Genomic DNA, 16,470 nt, shown 5'->3' with positions numbered 1-16,470 from the left:
TCAGTCACAATCCCTTCCGCGGGGTGGAGCAGCCCGGTAGCTCGTCAGGCTCATAACCTGAAGGCCGCAGGTTCAAATCCTGCCCCCGCAACCAAACGATTGCACAAGCTCAAACAATGAAGCCCTCCCTCACAGGAGGGCTTTCTTGCGTTTGGGGCCGTCAAGCGTCCGGGCGTGGCCTATCAGGTCTTTCAGGATTGCACTCTCGTTAAAGAACGAAGGCTTCCTCTTGCCAGAGGCAAACGGCAGGAAGGGCACAGTCGCAACGCCATGCCCAGTCGGGGCGTTTGCAGGTCGCCATTCTGGGTGAGGCGGATAGATGCATGGCTGTCACAAACGCATCGATGTGATGGAGAGCCACTCGCTCATCTATCGCCAGTCCAGTTGCGACGGCTCATCCCAACGGCCCTCAATTAATTCCCGAATGCATCCTGATCCCAAGCGAGCACCTGATACGGCGACGTAGAATCAGCACCTGTGGACAACACGGCGGTAAAGCCGAGCTCCGGGCGGTTTCCTTGCAACAGGAGTTCAACGACGACACGGTAGGTTCGCGGTGGTTTCGTATCGATCTGTGATGCCGCGACGAGCACAAGGTTTGCTATGGCCTGCTCGGTTTCTGCCGTCTTCTTCCCCCGAAGCGCGACGATATCCCGAGACGTGGTTTTGCCGATACCGGGAATGGCTGCCATGAGAGGTTCCGGAGCGAAAAAGGCCGACAAACGGCCTGTAGGGTTGAAGACTGTGAGAAATGGGCGAAGCCGGGCGATGTCGTCCCGTGCCACGCCTGGGACGAAGGCAATGTCATCGAGGGTACGAAACGGGGCGTTGCGGGCGCTCTGACCGGGCGGGCGGTCGTCAGCTGTGTCGGCGCTGCCCGGTTGCGGCATGTCCCCGGGCTCGCGCCATTCGATGACCCTCGATGCAAAGACCTCCGGGCGCATGGTTGTTAACCCTGAGGCCCGGTAGGCCGCGGCCAGCAGGTCCTTGCCGGAGCCGTTCAGGTCCACCGTCCCGGCATCCGAGCTGACCCGCAATGTGATGACGCCCGCATCGAGCCGTAACTGCTGACCGTCGATACTGTCGAGCGGGCGTTTCAGGATAAAGAGTTGATATCCGGCGAGCGCCACGGCGGACTGGAGGAGCGTTTCCTGCCGAAGATCGTGGCTGCCGAGATGCGCCGTATCTGTTGCAGCGCGTCCGAGCAGAAGAAGTGCGGCGACCAGGCCCGAAAGCAGGGCGACGATGGCGAGCACAGAGATGAGGATATAGCCGGAATTTCCTTGAAGGCGCGATGGACGTCTCATGGTCGAACGTAGCGCTCCCAGCCCCGGCCGTCATCGGGATCGATCGGCGCTGCACCTGCCGGTGATGCATTCTGCGGCGTGGACGGATCGTCGGGAACGAGGCTGCAGATGCCCTGTCCGGGTGCGGCGCATCCGGGTTCGGCATCGACGCGGATGGGCACGCGCACGCTGCCCTGGGGCTTCCCGCGCGCGTCCGCCAAGGCGATGCGCATGGCAACCGGCATGGCACGGCGGCCGGACCAGCGGTCGGTCAGCGCTTCTTTCCCGTCCGGAAGGCGCGAGAAATAGGCAAAGCGCACGGTATAGCCCTGTTGGAGAAGCGTGGTGGTTGCTGTCTCGCGATCCATAACGGCTTTTATATCGGTCGCATTCGGCGGAAGCGAACGTTCCTCCTCCCGCAGATTCGGGCCATCGCTGGTCAGGATGACGAGGCGGCTGCCCGTGCCCGCTTCGGACGCCTTCGGAAAGCGGGGGAAGACCAGGGCCGTTTCCGTTCCCTCGAACACAAAACCGGCTCCGGCACCTGCCCAGCGTTGGGGCGTAATGGTTTGGATCCTGTCGATCAGGGTGGAGAAGATGCGGCTTGTTTCCTCGATCTGTTGTGACGTCGAGGCGGTTCTGTCCGAGGCGCGCAGAACAAGGGAGACCAGCGATCCCAAAGCCACGAGCAGGAGCGCGCCGATGGCCATCGCCGTCAGGGCTTCCACAAGCAGGAAGCCCGAGGTCGGTAAGCCCCGTCGCGGCGGTCTCGAAGACGAGGCGCGCGTCACGGGGAACGCTCTTCCGGGCGCGCAATTTCGGCGGTCGAAACCCGAACGAGCCGGATGGTCTCGATGCTCACCACCGCATCTCGACGGGCACTGAGCGACCAGCGGCTGCGCGGCGGAAGGAGTACGGTCACCATCATCCGGCGCGGTGTCCAGTCCACCGGCTTCCCCTCTGCGTCCGCCGCCGTCGTAAAGGGAAGGCGAAGAGGTTCGTATCGGATCGACCATGAGAGGCCATCCATGACACCGGTCTGGACGCCGTCGCCGGGATCGCCGCTGATGGGCGCCGTCATTAGCGATCGCGCCACCCGTTCCGCGCGCAGGCGATCCTCGGCGCGACGCGTGCCCTCGACGGAGGTCATCACAGCCTGCTGGATCGCCAGTGTGCCAAAGGCGAGCACGAGAAACGCCACCAGCACTTCGATCAGGGTGAAGCCACCCTGTGCGCCGCCTTTGCGCATCGGAGAAGCTGCCCTAGCGCGCCGCAACGGATGCCCCCACAATACGGATCATGGCGGTCGGTCCGGAAATGGCGATGCGAATGCTATCGCGTCCGGAGCTCAGCGCCAGCTCGCTAGCGGTCGCCCGTCCGTCTGGAAAAAACCGAATGCTGGCCGACCGAGCGGGCGAAAGGTTGAGCGCCATCGTCGCGGGCAGGGCGATCTCGCTTGTCGTGCGCGCGGATCGGATGCGTCCCGCCTGCACGTCGATGAAGACGGTCGTGGGACGCCCCGAGGCCATCGCCGCATTGCGATCGATGCGCAGCAGCGCGACGATTTCGAACGCTTTGGAGCGTAGCGCCGTCGCGCCGGTTTGCGTGCGGACGAGCGGCAATCCCAGTGAAGCGAGAAGGCCGAGCACGACGAGGGCCAGCACGACCTCCAGCATCGCAAAGCCGCCCCGCCTGTCGCGCGGGACCGGACGAAGCGCACCCGGAAAGCTGCGCCTATTGGCTGACGATGTCGGCATCGGCGCCGCTCCCTCCGGCCACGCCGTCGGCACCATAGGATAGGATCCGGTAGGGCGCCTTGTCGCCCGGAACGGTATATTGATAGGCGTTGCCCCAGGGGTCGGACGGCACGGCTTGCTGCTGCAGGTAGGGGCCGTTCCACCCTTGAGCCGAGCCCGGTCGCACGACGAGCGCGGACAGCCCCTCGCTCCTGGAGGGATAGCGGCCCATGTCGAGATAGAAGAGGTCGAGTGACGACTTGAACGAACTCAGCTGCAGGGCTGCCGCGCGCGTGCGCGAACTGGTGAGGTAATTGAGGACGCGCGGACCGACGAGACCCATGACGAGGCCGAGGATGACGAGGACAACGAGGAGCTCCACCAGCGTGAACCCCCCGGACCGGTCCCGGCGCGCAGGGCGCCTGTGTTGAAAGCGTATGGGTATCATGGGAACGTCCGATGTGAGAGTGGCCGGGTCTTTAAACGAGAAGAGTCTTTTACACGAGAAGGTCGTTGATGCTCATGAGCGCGCTCATGATGGACAGAATAAGCCAGCCGATCAGCATGCTGACGCCCATCATCAGCAACGGGCCAGCCACAGCTGTGAGACGTGCGAGCGAAGCATCGAGTTTCGTCTCATAGAAGCCGGCGATCCGCCCGGCACTGTCGGAGAGATGCCCGGATTCCTCACCGACGCGCAACATCTGCACGACATGGGTTGGCAGTAGGTTCTGCGTGGCAAGCGCTTGCGTCAGCCGTTTGCCACCGCGCACGTCGGCAATCACGCCATCGACCTTCGCGACCGTGCTCGGCAGCGGGTGGATGCCGCGGATCAGCCGCAGCGCGGTCGAGATATCGACACCGTTTTCCAGCAGGATCTCGAGCGTCCGGCAGAAGGTCAGCGTCAGGTGATAGGTGATGATGCGCGATGTCACGGGCAGAACGGCCAGGATTTCGAGGAACAGCGACCGTCGCTGCCCCAGCCGCTTGAGCAGCATGAAGCCGAGGAGAAGAGCTGCCATCGCGATCAGCACGAGATCCACATTCCCGCGGAACCACTCCGACAGGCGGAAGACGAAGAGCGCCGAAGGCGAGATACGGTCGCGAAAGCCGGCGATCGCGCCTTCGAACTGCGGAATGATGTAGAGAAGCACGAAGGCCAAGACGCCAAGCGCGGCGACGGTCAGAAAGGCGGGATAGGCGAGCGCTGCGATCAGTCGTTTGCGCAGGCGCTCGGAGCGCTGTCGCTCGGCGGCGATGCTCGTCAGGGCCTGTTCCAGCCGGCCGGAGACTTCGGCAACCTCGATCATCTTCACATAGAGCGGCGGGAAGAGTCGGGGATGCTGCGCCAGAACCTTGGAGAAGCTCTTGCCGCCGGACAACTCCACATGCAGGCGCTCGATCAGCTTCACGAGCCAGCGCCGCGTTTCCATCTGCGTCAGAATGAGAAGGGCTTCGTTCAGCGTCACGCCGCCCTTCAGGAGCATGGCCAGATCGACGGTGAAGCCGGTAATATCCTCGCCGGCGGGCTCGATCGTCAGGCGATCGCGCCAGCTGCGGTTCTCTTGCCCTGTCGCTTCCTCGATCGTGATCGGCGTGGCATTGGCGCGGTCGAGCTGTTCGATGACATCCGCACGTGTGGACGCCTCCATCGTGCCGGCGATCATCTTTCCGCTGGCGCCCAGCGCCTGGTAGGAAAACACGGTCAATGGAGGACGGCCCTTCACACCAAGAAAAATTGCATCATGACGGCTTCAAACACCATGCATCGGACCCTCGTTTACACCCGTGTCACTCGTTCCGAACGAGACCTCGCTGTAGCACGCGCTCATACCAGCGACGAGAGGACCCAGACGAGACCGCAGGCCGGCGCAAGCACGGCGCCGAACGGCAGCCGGTCGATAGCCACTGCACCCGACCGCAAGGACAGCGCCAGCACGAGTGCGATGCCGAACGCGCTTGCGGCAAGAAGCGCATGCGCAAAGCCGGTGACACCCACCAGAACGCCGCAGGCCGCCGCCAGCTTGACGTCGCCGAAGCCAAGGCCGTCCACACCCTTCCAGCGGTAGTAACCCTCGCGAATGGCGAGAAGCGCGCCGCCGCAGAGAACCGCGTCGATCGCGATGACCAAAGCCTCGTAGGGCAGGTCGAAAGCCTGGGAAAGCCGAAGCGCGGCGCCTGTCAGCGCGAGGGCGACGAGAGGTCCATCGGGAAGCGTGAACGTGCTAAGGTCCTGCCAGGCGATCCAGCCGATCATAGCGACGATCACGAAAGCGGCCGCGGCCTGTGCCGTAACGCCGGGCATAGGCACCGCTGTCACGGCAGCCGCAACGACGATACCGACCGTCAGCGCAAGGAGATCCGCACGGCCCATGACGCGGCTCATTTCATGCGCCCGCCACCGCGCCCGCCGATGACGGACATCTGCGCGCGAAGACTTTCCGCCACATTGGCGGCGTCCTGCGCATCGCGGATGATGACGGGGCGGATGAGGACGATCAACTCGGTGCGGTTGGCGCTCTTCTGCGTCTGGCCGAAAAGCCCGCCGATGCCCGGCATGCGGTTGGCGCCGGGAATGCCGCTCTTGCCATTGTTCGTGCCGGTGCTGATCAGGCCGCCGAGCAGCACGGTCTGCTGGTCGTTGACGGAAATCTGGCTCTCGATGCGTCGCTTGGAAATCGTCGGCGTCAGCGTGTTGGCGCCGCTCGAAACGTTCGAGATTTCCTGCTCGATCTGCATCGTCACCGCATCGTTCTGGCTGATGCGCGGCGTGACGTTGAGGATGATGCCGGTGTTCTTGAACTCGACCTGATTGATCACGGGCGCAACCGCGTTTTCGAGGCTCTGCGACTGGCGCGTGGTGATAGGCACTTCGTCACCGACCTGCAGCGTCGCCGTCTGGTTTTCCAGCACCACGAGCGAGGGCGACGATAGCACCTCGACGTCGCCGATGACATCGAGCGCCGAGATGATGACGTCGGGATCGGCATTGGCGCCGATCACGAAATTAAGGCCCGGGATCTGCCGCTTCAGGACGCCGCTCGCCTGATCGACGAGGCTGACGGAGCCGTTATTGGTGCCGAGACCGAGGTTCTTGCTGTTGATGAAATACTGAACGCCGTATTTCAGCTCCTTCGTCAGCCGCACCTCGGCGATCGTCACGTTGATGGCGACCTGCACCGGGGTTGCGTCGAGGCGCTTCAACGTCTGGATGATCTGGTCGGCCCGCTCGGAATCGCCATAGATGACGACCGAATTGTTGGATGGATCGGCACTGATGCGGATCGGCGCCTGTGTTTCCTGGGCGCCCGAGGTGAGGTCGACGACATTGGGCACGCCGCTCATCGCCGAGCCGGTGTTCTCGTCCGATGTCGTGGCGAAGGCTGAGGCGATGCGGGCATTGGCCTGGGTTGCCAAGCCCGATCCCTCGGTTTCCGACATGGCCGGATTGCCGGACCCCGAGGGCTCTTCCGCCGGCTGCGTCGGCATGGGCTGCTGGGTCGGGGACGAAACGGCGCCGCTCGATCCGCCGAAGAGATTGTTCATGACGGCTGCGAGTTCGGCGGCCTTACGATAGCGCGCCTTGTAGACGACGACGTTCTGGCCGGATTGTCCATCCTGCTGGTCGAGCCGCCGGACCCAGCTTTCCGCACGTTTCAGGAGCCCGGCATTGCGCGAGATCGCCATGACGCCCTTCAGCCGGTTGACCGCGCGAAACTGAATGGCGCCGCTCTGTCCCTGGCTGTTGAAGATGCGCTCCAGTTCCGGAACGATCTGCTCCGGCCGCGCTTCGGCCAGGCGGAAGATCGACACGGACTGGTTCTGCATGAAATCGGAGTCGAACGAGATCACGGCTTCAGCGACCTCTGCGCGCTGCGGGCCCGAGCCGCGCACGATGATGCTGTTGCCGGCAGCGTTGACCCGCAACCCGTCGGCCTCGGCGACGAAGCCTGAGAGAAGCTCCATCATCGTGGAGGCAGACACGAAGCTGAGGGGGATGACCGAGACCCCGAAACCCGCCCGCGTGCGATTGCCGAAATCGACCGTGCCGCCGGACAGCCCGCTGGCGGCAATGCGGTATTCGCTGCCTGAGCGGATGAGCGAGAAGCCGAAGGAGGAGAGCGACGTTTCGAGCGTCGCCAGAAGCTGCTCACGCGTGACGGGGCGGGCAGACGACAGCGTGACCGGGCCGGACAGTTCGCCGCTGATCGAGTAGTTGAGATGCAGTGCGTCGTTGAGGATCGCGCGGGCCACATCCTTGATGTCGGTCCGGTCGAAATTCAACGTATATTGTCCGGCAGAGCCCGCATCCGACGAGCCGACGGGCGTTAGTCCCCGGTCCGGACCGAAGGTCTGCGTGCTGCCGGTGCGCCGTGCGGGAGATGTCGAGGTCGCGTCGGGATGCTCGCGGGGATTGCGCGCCTGGAGATCGCTGAAGACGCCGCCCGCAAATGCGGATTCGCCATCGCCGTCGCTGGTCTGGCATCCGGTGAGAAAACCCCCGACGAGACCAACAAGGACGCAACACAGAACAGTGCGGCCAAATTGCATGAATGCCGGCACGCTCTCAACACCCCCAAGAGAAAAACGAGCCCCGCTCGCCATCATGTCACCTCAAACGAAAACATCCGCCTGCGCAAGCACCAAACCGGCCCGGCGCAGGTACACCACAGATCTTTCGTTAGAGCCGCCTGTCTTACGCAGGCTCGTCGTTTGCCCTGATCAAGAGACGAAGGATCGGGACGCTAAGTTTCAAATCGGCGCAATGCGTCGCATGGTTCGAAAACGCAAAATCCCGGCCGTGAAACTTCTTGCGCTCCGGCTTCGTCGTGTGTGTGCCGGTGATCATGTGCCGGTGCGCGCTTTCGAGCGAATGGGGAAGGGACGAGCAGATGACACAGATGCAAGACGAGGGCCTTGTGCCCACACGGACGATCGATCTTCAGGCAGGCCGCAGGGCCTTCCTGCGCTCCGCAGGCCTCATGGCCGCAGGAGCTGCAACCATCGGCCTCACCGGCCTGCCGGAACAGGCGGAAGCTCAGGAACTGGACGATGCGACCATCCTGAACTTCGCTCTGAACCTCGAATATCTCGAAGCGGAATTCTACCTCATCGCCGCCTTCGGCCGCCGGCTTCTGGATGGCGATACGACCGGAAACGGGCGTCTGGGCGGTGTTCTCGGTGGCCGCAAGGTCCCGTTCAAGTCGGCGCTCGTCCGCAGCTATGCAGAGGAGATCGCTCGCGACGAGCAGGCCCATGTCCGCTTCCTCCGCAAGGCGCTCGGCGATGCCAAGGTCGCTCGGCCGGGCATCAACCTTGCCACCAGCTTCACGGCCGCGGCGCGTGCCGCCGGCCTTGTCGGTGCGAAGGAGACGTTCGATGCCTTTGCAAACGAGAACAACTTCCTGCTCGCGGCCTTCATTTTCGAAGATGTCGGCGTAACCGCCTATAAGGGGGCTGCCCGCTTCATCCAGAACAAGGACTTCCTGGAAGCAGCTGCCGGGCTTCTCGCCGTCGAGGCCTATCACGCTGGCGAAATCCGCACGCTGCTGGCGTCCCGCGGCCTCTTTGCGCAGGCAAACGCGATCTCCGACGCGCGTGACTCGCTCGACGGCACCACCGATCTCGATATGGGCATCGGCAGCGAGAAGAGCGTCAACATCGTGCCGACCGACGCCAATGGTCTGGCCTTCAGCCGCACGCCGCAACAGGTCCTCAACATCGTCTATCTCGGCTCCGGCGCCAGCGAGGCGAGCTTCTTCCCGCGTAAGCTCAACGGCAACATCGCCTGATCCAAAGCGATCCCTCGGGACGAAACAGACAGCCCGTCCTCGTACGGGCTGTTCCTTTTTCGGCATGCAGGCATTTGGCGGTATTGTTCTCCGGATGACCACTGCCGCCTGCAATCGGTTCTTGAACCGAACCCTGTGCAGTGCTCAAAAGAACGACGAGCCGGCGTGAATGCGTCGTGGCACCATATGCGTCGCGGCCAGATGCGAGGATGCGGATGTGAAAAGGAGGACGTGCCATGCAGCCGCAAACTGACGCCTCTTCCCTGATCGCGCTCGCCTCCCAGTCTGCCAATGACTTTCAGGCCTTCATGGCGGAGCGCGCGAGCGGGCTCCGGGCCGCTCTCCCGCAAACGTCGAAACCCCTGTCGGCCGAGGAGATGTGGCGCGGTGGCCTTGCGACGGCGACCGAGATTGCGGATGCGCTCGCCGCATTCCACGCCGTGCCGCGCGGGCGGTTCGAGGCGATTGCCTCTCGGCCGCATCTGATGAGCGATCTGTCGCGGCGATATCTGCGCGAGTCGCATCTCTTTCCCTACGACGAGGACGGTGCGCCGATGCTGGCGCTGGCCGACCCTGCCCGCGGCGATGCCGTGCGGGCCGTGCAGCTGGCGCTCGGCGCGCAGCCGGCCCTCCGCGTCGTCTCGTTCGAAGACATCGCGCTCCTGTTCGAGCGGGCGTCGGAGGAGGTGAGCCCTGACACCGGCCCTGACACCGGCGTCGCCGCCATCGAGATACCGGAGGAGACCGGCGACAGCCTTCAGGCGATCCAGGATCTGGCGCGCGGCGCGCCTGTCGTCCGGTTGATCGATGAAATTCTGGAGCGTGCCGTCGGCGCCGGTGCGACGGATATTCACGTGGAAACCGAGCGCGATCATCTGCGGGTGCGGTTTCGCGTCGATGGCTTCCTGCGCCGTGACCAGCGGCTGCCGCTCGGCCTCGCGCCCGCCGTCATCTCGCGCATTAAGATCCTCGCGGGACTCGATATTGCCGACCGCCGCCTGCCGCAGGACGGACGCGCCAATATCCGCATCGGCAATGCCGAGGCCGATCTGCGCGTCGCGGTCATGCCGACGCTGCATGGGGAAACCGCGGTGCTGCGCATTCTCTTGCGCGACAGCAGGCTGCTCGATCTCGGCCGCATCGGCATGAGCACGCCCGACCAGCGCAGGTTCGAAACCCTGCTGGCCGAGCCGCACGGCGTGGTCGTCGTCACCGGCCCGACAGGCAGCGGCAAGACGACGACGCTGGCAACGGCCATTTCCATGTTGAACGATCCCGGGCGCAAGATCGTCACGGTGGAAGATCCCGTCGAATACCAGATCCCCGGCATCCACCAGACGCAGATCAAGCCATCCATCGGGCTCACCTTCGCCTCCGCCCTCCGCTCGTTCCTCCGCCACGATCCCGACGTCATAATGATCGGCGAGATGCGAGACCGCGAGACAGCTGGTATCGGCATCCAGGCGGCGCTGACCGGGCATCTCGTGCTGACGACGCTGCACACCAATTCCGCCTCCGACGCCGTGGTCCGCCTGATCGACATGGGCGTCGAGCCTTATCTGCTGGGCGCGAGCCTGCGCGGTGTCCTCGGGCAGCGCCTCGTGCGCCGGCTCTGCGAGCGCTGCAAGGCATCGGATGACAGCGCGCGGGAAGGCGGCGTCACGCTCGCCGCCCGGCGCGGCATTCGCTTGCCCGCCACACTGAACTTTCACCGGGCGGTGGGATGCGAGGCCTGCGGCCAGAGCGGCTATCGCGGCCGGATCGGTATCTTTGAAGTGCTGCCGGTCGATGACGACATCCGGGCGGCCATCCGGAGAGATCCGGACCCGGCCGTGATCGCCCGCCAGGCGGAGGAGCGGGGTATGACCTCGATGCTGGAGGATGGGCTGGCCAAATGCGCCGAGGGCATGACCACCATCGACGAAGTGATCAGGGCGACCGGATGAGGTGGAGGGTCTTGTCTCACCCGAAGGCGGCGCGCTCATGAGCGGCATCCTTTCCCGCCTCGTCCGGCCGGCAAGGCCGCTGCTCTCGGCCTTTGTGGATGCTGTCGAGCCCGTCTTCATGGCGCTTGCGCCGGGCGCGCGCTGGATCGTCGTGGAGGTCTCGGGCGATCGTCGCGATCCGCCGATGGCGGCAGAGGCGGCGGGCATGCCGCCCTCGTCCGGCGACCTTGCGTTCTACCGGGTCTCGCGGCGCGGCGCGGTCTTTCTCGGCCATGGCAGCAGCCTTCCCGAACCCGTCCGTCGGGCGGTCCGCGGCCGGGGAAATGCGGAGACAGAATTGCGCCTGCAGGCCGATCGCGTCGTCACGACCCAGATGAAGGTGCCGGTGGAAGCATCCGGTTTTGCCGCGCAGATCGTGGCCAGTCGCCTCGACAGGCTGACGCCGTGGCGACCGGAAAAGTTGCTGCACGGTTTTCATGTCGCCTCGAAACCGGGCGGTGATGGTCAGCTCACCGTCGACGTCCTCGCGACCTCGCGCGAGATCGTGGCGGCCGGCATCTCCCGGCTCGCAGCCTTCGGCCTCGTGCCCTCGCGCGTCGGATCGGCGGGTGAGCCGATCGATGAGCGCCTGCGCATCGATCTTCTCAAGGGTGAGAACGATACGCTGCGCAAAACCCGTCGTAGACGCATCGCGGCGGGCACGCTTGCCGTCCTCGTCCTGACCCTCGCAGGCTTTCTCGCGTCGATCGCAGCCCTCTCGATGAGCACGAGCGAGGTCGCGAACGCACAGGCAGCACTGGATGCGACCCGCCGCAAGATGGTGGGGGCTTCCGGTAGCGGCGGCATTCGCGAGCGCGAGGCAGCGATGCTGGAGGCAAAGACCCCGGAGCAGGCGAGCTTTGTGCTGATCGACCGTCTCGCGACCATTCTTCCCGAGACGACCACGCTCGATGAACTCGACATCCTGCCGCAGAGCCTGCGGCTCGCCGGCACATCCACCGAGGCCTCGTCTCTCGTCGGGATCCTCGAGGCGGAACCCGCCCTGTCGCAGGCGAGCTTTGCAGCACCGGTGACGCGGCAGGAGGACGGTCGCGATCGCTTCGACATTTCCGTCATCCGCGCGGGCAAGGACGGAGCGCCTGCACCATGACCGTCTCGCCGCCGCGTATGCAGGCCCTTCGCCTCTCGGCCATCCTCGTCTTCATTGGTCTGCCGGCGCTGTTCATGACGCTGAGTGTGCTGAATTATCTCCAGATCGCCGAGGATCGCCTTACGGTGGAGGAGGCAACCCGTCAGGCCGCCACGCTGGAGCGCCGACTTGCGAGCATCCCGGCTTCGACCGGCGACACGACACCAAGCCTCACCATCGAAGGCCCCTCGCGCACGGCCGCCATCGCACGGCTGCAACAGACGGTCCTCGATGCCATCGCGGCCGCTCCTGGCCGGATCATCGAGACGGCAGCAAGCGAAGGCGATGTGGCAGAAGGCGGAGAAAGCGACGAGATCGCCGTCACCACGACCTTCGATATCGAAAATGACGGCCTTCTCCGCCTGCTCTACCAGTTGGAAAGCGGTCTGCCCCTGATGACCGTCGAAAGCCTCTCGATCCGCCGTCTTCCCGATGCAGACGGGGAAAGCCCGGGTGACAACGCGCAGATCCGGCTGCGGGTGGATATGGCGATCGGCGCGCGGTGGGCGCCGGAGACAGGGTCCGAAGCGGGCGCGGAGACCGGTTCGTGATGTGGAAGCTTCGACCGGCACCGTCGCGACAAAGCCGCCTTCGCCTGCACGGCGTCCCGCTGCTTCTGGCGGCAGGTCTCTGCACGGGGATCGTCGCCGCAGGCGGCGGGGCCGCAGCTCAGACGCAGAACCCCAATCCGAATCCGCTGTCGGGGATCGATCCCGCATCCCTGACCGGGTTCCGCGACCGGCCGTTGTTCTCCCCCAGCCGGACCCGCCCACCCGATCCGGTGACCGAACCAGCCCCCGAGGTGGCGGAGCCGCCGACCGAACAGCCATCGGAGCCGGTCACCCTGCAACTCCTCGGCATCATCGGCACGCCGGAGGGCGTGAGTGCGCTCGTGCGCGACGAAAGCGACGACACGCGGCATGTGCTGCGAACGGGAGACCTCTTTCGAGGCTGGGCGGTCGTCTCGGTCGATGGTCGCGAGATGGTGCTCGACAAAGACGGCGAGACGATGCGCCTCCCGACCTTCAAGCCGTCCGAAGAGGCGACAGGCGAGGAGAGGGGCGAGGAGACGCCGAACGGCGAGACGCAGCTGATGCCGGATCTCGAAGGTTCAGGTGCGGCGCCTTGAACGGATCGCGCCTGAACCGGTCGATGCCGGTCAGATGCCCGGATGACCGACCGACACAGGCTGCCGCCGGTTCGTGAGGCGCAGAATGGTGTAGCCGAGCAGGCCCGCAATCAGCGAGCCGATCAGGATACCCACCTTGACGCGGTCCTGCATGTCGGGATCGGAAAAGGCGAGGAGCCCGATGAAGAGGCTCATGGTGAAGCCGATGCCGCAGACGAGCGAGACGCCGAAGGTCTGGCCCCAGCTCGCTCTTGCCGGCAGGTCCGCAAGCCCCGTCTTGACGAGGATCAGCACGGTGCCGAACACCCCGATGCACTTGCCGAGCACCAGTCCCGCGGCGACGCCGAGCGTCACCGGCTCCACGAGCGCGGCCAGGCTGACATGGGCGAACGACACGCCGGCATTGGCAAAGCCGAAGATCGGCACGATCACGAAGGCGACCGGTTTGTGGAGCGCATGCTCCAGCTGGTGCAGCGGCGACGTATCGGGCGTGGCTTCCGGTGTGCCCGGCGTGCGGCGGATCGGGATGGTGAGTGCCAGAATGACACCGGCAAGCGTGGCATGCACGCCGGAGGCGAAGACGAGCACCCAGAGCACCGCGCCGAGCGCCAGATAGGGCAGCAGGCGCTGCACGCCTGCGCGATTGAGGGCCACCAGCCCGCCGATCACCACAGCCGCGCCGCAAAGCGCCATCAGGTTCATGTCGGACGTATAGAAAACGGCGATGATCACGACGGCGCCGAGATCGTCGATGATCGCGAGCGCGGCGAGAAAGATCTTCAGCGAGGCCGGAACGCGCGGCCCGAGCAGTGAGAGGACGCCGAGCGCAAAGGCGATGTCCGTTGCAGACGGCACGGCCCAGCCGTGCACCGCGACCGGATCGCGATAGTTGAAGGCGATGTAGATCAGCGCCGGAACGGCCATGCCGCCGGCTGCCGCCGCGCCCGGTAGAATGCGGCGGCTCCAGGTGGAGAGCTGCCCGTCGAGGAGTTCACGCTTGATTTCGAGCCCGACGACCAGAAAGAAAGCGGCCATCAGCAGATCGTTGATCCAGTGCTGCAGGCTCAGAGGCCCGATATAGATGTGCAGCGCGCCGAAATAGGCCTCGGCCAGAGGAGAGTTCGCGGTGAGAATGGCAAGCAGCGCGACGCCCATCAGCAGGAGGCCGCTCGATGTTTCATTGTCCAGAAATGCGCGGACGGTCGATGAGATACGGCCCTTGGAAACAGGCGGTGATGCGGGGCGTTCGGTCATGCGTTCGGCACCTCGAAAAACGTTGGACGCAGTCTCCGTAGGGGGCAAGCCGAGGGCGCACGCAGCACACGCTCCCTGTCTTATACCGGCCGCCGGTCCGCAGGACCAGCACTTTCGGGTCGTCGTGCCGGCTGCGGACCTTATGCGGTGCAAGGCGGAGATGCGTTCGATCGGCGACGGCGGTCAGGCCGATGCTCCTGCCTCTACCAGAGCTTGGTGTGACGATTGACGTCCTTGTAGAGCAGGTAGCGGAAGCGGCCGGGGCCGCCGGCATAGCAGGCCTGCGGGCAGAAGGCGCGCAGCCACATATAGTCGCCGGCCTCCACCTCAACCCAGTCCTCGTTCAGCCGGTAGACCGCACGGCCTTCCAGCACGTAGAGCCCGTGCTCCATCACATGCGTTTCGAGGAACGGAATGACGGCACCCGGCTCGAAGGTGACGATGTTGAGGTGCATATCGTAGCGCACGTCGTTCGGATCGAGAAACCGCGTCGTCGCCCAGCGCCCGTCCGTGTCGGGCATGGCGCTGATCTCGCAATCGTCTTCATGGGTGAAGACGGCGGGCGGGGCCTCGAGCCCTTCGACCACCTCGAAGGCCTTGCGCACCCAGTGAAATTTCGCCGGCACGTCGCCCGTATTCTTCAGCGTCCAGCGCCGTCCGGCGGGCAGGTAGGCGAAGGACCCGGTCCGCAGGGCCTTCTCCTCACCCTCGAAGGTGACGATCATCTCGCCATCGACCACGAAGATGGCAGCGGAGGCGCGTGCATCGGGTTCCGGCTTGTCGCTGCCGCCGCCCGGTGCCACTTCCATGATGTATTGCGAGAAGGTCTCGGAAAAGCCGGTCAGCGGGCGCGAGATGATCCAGGCGCGTGTACCGGCCCAGTGCGGCAGCACGCTCGTGACGATGTCGCGCATGACGCTGCCGGGAATAACCGCATACGCCGTTGTGAACACCGCTTTGCTCGAAAGCAGTTCGCTCTGGCCCGGCAGGCCGCCCATATTGGAAAAAAGACGCGTATTCTTCATCGGCTCGCTGGTATCCGTCCTGATTGTGACGGCGACACCTTAAAACGGTCCGGCAGGGAATGAGAGGGTTTTCTTCGCGAAAACGCGCTTTGGCTGTCAGGCCACGCCCCGGGTCAGCTCCGAATCCAGGCTGAGAATGAATTTCCAGAGCAGCTGCGTATCGAAATGGTCGCCATGCTGCAGCATCCAGGACAGAGCGGTCGCAGACGACCACGGCTTCTTGTAGGGGCGCACCGAGGTCACCGCCTCGTAGACGTCGCAGATCGCGCTCATGCGCACATAGATCGAGAGTTCGCCGGCGGGGATGCTGTCCGGATATCCCTTGCCGTTCATGCGTTCATGGTGATGGCGACAGATGTCGAGCACGACACCCGGCAGGTTGCCTTGCCGCTTGAGAATATCATGGCCGATGGCCGGATGCTGCATGACGATCTTGCGTTCCTCTGCGGTCAGGACACTGGCTTTATTGAGGATTGCGGTGGGAATTGCCAGCTTGCCGATGTCGTGCACCAGCCCCGCGAAACCTAGCACACGCACCAGCGGCTCCTCGAAATGGAGATGGCGGGCGAAATGCACGAGCAGGGCCGATACGGCAACGGAATGGACGAAGGTAACCTTGTCTTTCGATTTCAGCCGGGTGATGTCGAGCAGAATGGCCGGGCTGTTACCGATCTGGGTCGAGATGTCGCCGACGATCTCGGACACGCTCTCGATGTTGATCGGCTCGCCGCTTCGGCTCTCTTTGAACGCGGTTTCGAGCCGCTTGACCGAGGCCTGGACGACCCTGACCGTCGCGCGGCGTTCGTCCAGCAAGGCCTTTCGGGGAGGGGGGCTACGCGGTGGCGAACTGTTGGCGAAGCTGCGGCTCGACCCATCGACATCAACGCCTTTGGCAAGGTTGATATAGATACCGGTGATCCGGCTGTTCTTGATCAGGTCGACCTCTGTCTCCGAACGCAACAGAAAACGGCGTTGGCCGAAGGGGTTGTCCTGCCAGGCACCCTCGAGCGACTCGATGAACATGCCAACGCGGGCCTCGTGCCTCTCGATACGCTTCACCATGATGTCGCCCCTCGATGCCTCCTTGTCTCTCCCGACACGCGTACGCATGTC

At 64.5% G+C, this 16,470-nt stretch carries 16 protein-coding genes and 1 tRNA gene; 6 read left to right on the top strand and 11 right to left on the bottom strand.

Features of this window, described 5'->3' with window-relative positions; all coding sequences use genetic code 11:
• The first annotated feature begins 17 nt into the window (after positions 1-17).
• Positions 18-94, top strand: a tRNA-Met gene (locus C8J33_RS12395).
• A gap of 319 nt (positions 95-413) precedes the next feature.
• Here C8J33_RS12395 and C8J33_RS12390 read toward each other — a convergent pair.
• The 8 genes from C8J33_RS12390 to gspD form a co-directional block, all read right to left on the bottom strand.
• Complete coding sequence (locus C8J33_RS12390; protein WP_132664390.1) at positions 414-1,307, bottom strand: general secretion pathway protein GspK; 894 nt, start codon at positions 1,305-1,307, stop codon at positions 414-416.
• A complete protein-coding gene (locus C8J33_RS12385) occupies positions 1,304-2,077 on the bottom strand; it encodes a PulJ/GspJ family protein (protein WP_132664389.1) in 774 nt (257 codons plus the stop codon). Before C8J33_RS12385 ends, C8J33_RS12390 begins: the two co-directional genes overlap by 4 nt.
• Complete coding sequence (locus tag C8J33_RS12380; protein WP_132664388.1) at positions 2,074-2,535, bottom strand: type IV pilus modification PilV family protein; 462 nt, start codon at positions 2,533-2,535, stop codon at positions 2,074-2,076. Before C8J33_RS12380 ends, C8J33_RS12385 begins: the two co-directional genes overlap by 4 nt.
• 13 nt (positions 2,536-2,548) lie before the next feature.
• Entirely contained in the window at positions 2,549-3,043 is a 495-nt protein-coding gene (locus tag C8J33_RS12375; RefSeq protein WP_132664387.1) for a prepilin-type N-terminal cleavage/methylation domain-containing protein, read from the bottom strand.
• A complete protein-coding gene (gene gspG, locus C8J33_RS12370) occupies positions 3,021-3,470 on the bottom strand; it encodes a type II secretion system major pseudopilin GspG (RefSeq protein WP_110800592.1) in 450 nt (149 codons plus the stop codon). Before gspG ends, C8J33_RS12375 begins: the two co-directional genes overlap by 23 nt.
• 49 nt (positions 3,471-3,519) lie before the next feature.
• Entirely contained in the window at positions 3,520-4,725 is a 1,206-nt protein-coding gene (locus C8J33_RS12365; RefSeq protein WP_245507163.1) for a type II secretion system F family protein, read from the bottom strand.
• A 125-nt stretch (positions 4,726-4,850) separates the two neighbouring features.
• A complete protein-coding gene (locus C8J33_RS12360; protein WP_132664386.1) occupies positions 4,851-5,408 on the bottom strand; it encodes a prepilin peptidase in 558 nt (185 codons plus the stop codon).
• Positions 5,405-7,573: a type II secretion system secretin GspD gene (gene gspD, locus C8J33_RS12355; RefSeq protein ID WP_165929781.1), complete on the bottom strand. Its 2,169-nt coding sequence runs from the start codon at positions 7,571-7,573 to the stop codon at positions 5,405-5,407. Before gspD ends, C8J33_RS12360 begins: the two co-directional genes overlap by 4 nt.
• 341 nt (positions 7,574-7,914) lie before the next feature.
• On the opposite strand from gspD, the gene C8J33_RS12350 reads away from it, so the two are divergent.
• From C8J33_RS12350 to C8J33_RS12330, 5 genes are all read left to right on the top strand, one after another.
• Positions 7,915-8,814, top strand: a complete 900-nt coding sequence (locus C8J33_RS12350; protein ID WP_245417037.1) for a ferritin-like domain-containing protein — start codon at positions 7,915-7,917, stop codon at positions 8,812-8,814.
• A 236-nt stretch (positions 8,815-9,050) separates the two neighbouring features.
• Complete coding sequence (locus tag C8J33_RS12345) at positions 9,051-10,760, top strand: GspE/PulE family protein (protein WP_165929780.1); 1,710 nt, start codon at positions 9,051-9,053, stop codon at positions 10,758-10,760.
• 37 nt (positions 10,761-10,797) lie between these two features.
• The gene (locus C8J33_RS12340) at positions 10,798-11,910 is read left to right on the top strand and encodes a PilN domain-containing protein (protein ID WP_132664384.1); all 1,113 of its coding nucleotides are present in this window, start codon (positions 10,798-10,800) and stop codon (positions 11,908-11,910) included.
• A complete protein-coding gene (gspM, locus tag C8J33_RS12335; protein WP_132664383.1) occupies positions 11,907-12,500 on the top strand; it encodes a type II secretion system protein GspM in 594 nt (197 codons plus the stop codon). Before C8J33_RS12340 ends, gspM begins: the two co-directional genes overlap by 4 nt.
• A complete protein-coding gene (locus C8J33_RS12330; protein WP_132664382.1) occupies positions 12,497-13,078 on the top strand; it encodes a hypothetical protein in 582 nt (193 codons plus the stop codon). The genes gspM and C8J33_RS12330 overlap by 4 nt, the downstream gene beginning before the upstream one ends.
• A gap of 30 nt (positions 13,079-13,108) precedes the next feature.
• On the opposite strand, the gene nhaA is transcribed toward C8J33_RS12330, so the two are convergent.
• From nhaA to C8J33_RS12315, 3 genes are all read right to left on the bottom strand, one after another.
• Positions 13,109-14,332: a Na+/H+ antiporter NhaA gene (nhaA, locus tag C8J33_RS12325; protein ID WP_132664381.1), complete on the bottom strand. Its 1,224-nt coding sequence runs from the start codon at positions 14,330-14,332 to the stop codon at positions 13,109-13,111.
• A 203-nt stretch (positions 14,333-14,535) separates the two neighbouring features.
• The gene (locus C8J33_RS12320) at positions 14,536-15,357 is read right to left on the bottom strand and encodes a bifunctional allantoicase/(S)-ureidoglycine aminohydrolase (protein ID WP_110800585.1); all 822 of its coding nucleotides are present in this window, start codon (positions 15,355-15,357) and stop codon (positions 14,536-14,538) included.
• A gap of 96 nt (positions 15,358-15,453) precedes the next feature.
• Positions 15,454-16,419 carry an HD-GYP domain-containing protein gene (locus tag C8J33_RS12315; protein ID WP_165929779.1) on the bottom strand — a complete coding sequence of 322 codons (966 nt, stop codon included), beginning with the start codon at positions 16,417-16,419 and terminating at the stop codon, positions 15,454-15,456.
• Between the last annotated feature and the right edge of the window lie 51 nt (positions 16,420-16,470).

This window comes from Rhizobium sp. PP-CC-3G-465, assembly GCF_004343445.1.
In the GTDB taxonomy this organism is placed as follows: domain Bacteria; phylum Pseudomonadota; class Alphaproteobacteria; order Rhizobiales; family Rhizobiaceae; genus Ferranicluibacter; species Ferranicluibacter rubi.
Note: the sequence above shows the minus strand (reverse complement) of the source record. Positions and strands in the feature narration are given on the sequence as shown.

Coding starts and splice junctions, on each gene's coding strand:
- C8J33_RS12390 (WP_132664390.1), bottom strand. CDS start 1,307: ATGAGACGTCCATCGCGCCTTCAAGGAAATTCCGGCTATATCCTCATC.
- C8J33_RS12380 (WP_132664388.1), bottom strand. CDS start 2,535: ATGCGCAAAGGCGGCGCACAGGGTGGCTTCACCCTGATCGAAGTGCTG.
- C8J33_RS12375 (WP_132664387.1), bottom strand. CDS start 3,043: ATGCCGACATCGTCAGCCAATAGGCGCAGCTTTCCGGGTGCGCTTCGT.
- gspG (WP_110800592.1), bottom strand. CDS start 3,470: ATGATACCCATACGCTTTCAACACAGGCGCCCTGCGCGCCGGGACCGG.
- C8J33_RS12360 (WP_132664386.1), bottom strand. CDS start 5,408: ATGAGCCGCGTCATGGGCCGTGCGGATCTCCTTGCGCTGACGGTCGGT.
- gspD (WP_165929781.1), bottom strand. CDS start 7,573: ATGCAATTTGGCCGCACTGTTCTGTGTTGCGTCCTTGTTGGTCTCGTC.
- C8J33_RS12350 (WP_245417037.1), top strand. CDS start 7,915: ATGACACAGATGCAAGACGAGGGCCTTGTGCCCACACGGACGATCGAT.
- C8J33_RS12345 (WP_165929780.1), top strand. CDS start 9,051: ATGCAGCCGCAAACTGACGCCTCTTCCCTGATCGCGCTCGCCTCCCAG.
- C8J33_RS12340 (WP_132664384.1), top strand. CDS start 10,798: ATGAGCGGCATCCTTTCCCGCCTCGTCCGGCCGGCAAGGCCGCTGCTC.
- gspM (WP_132664383.1), top strand. CDS start 11,907: ATGACCGTCTCGCCGCCGCGTATGCAGGCCCTTCGCCTCTCGGCCATC.
- nhaA (WP_132664381.1), bottom strand. CDS start 14,332: ATGACCGAACGCCCCGCATCACCGCCTGTTTCCAAGGGCCGTATCTCA.
- C8J33_RS12320 (WP_110800585.1), bottom strand. CDS start 15,357: ATGAAGAATACGCGTCTTTTTTCCAATATGGGCGGCCTGCCGGGCCAG.
- C8J33_RS12315 (WP_165929779.1), bottom strand. CDS start 16,419: ATGGTGAAGCGTATCGAGAGGCACGAGGCCCGCGTTGGCATGTTCATC.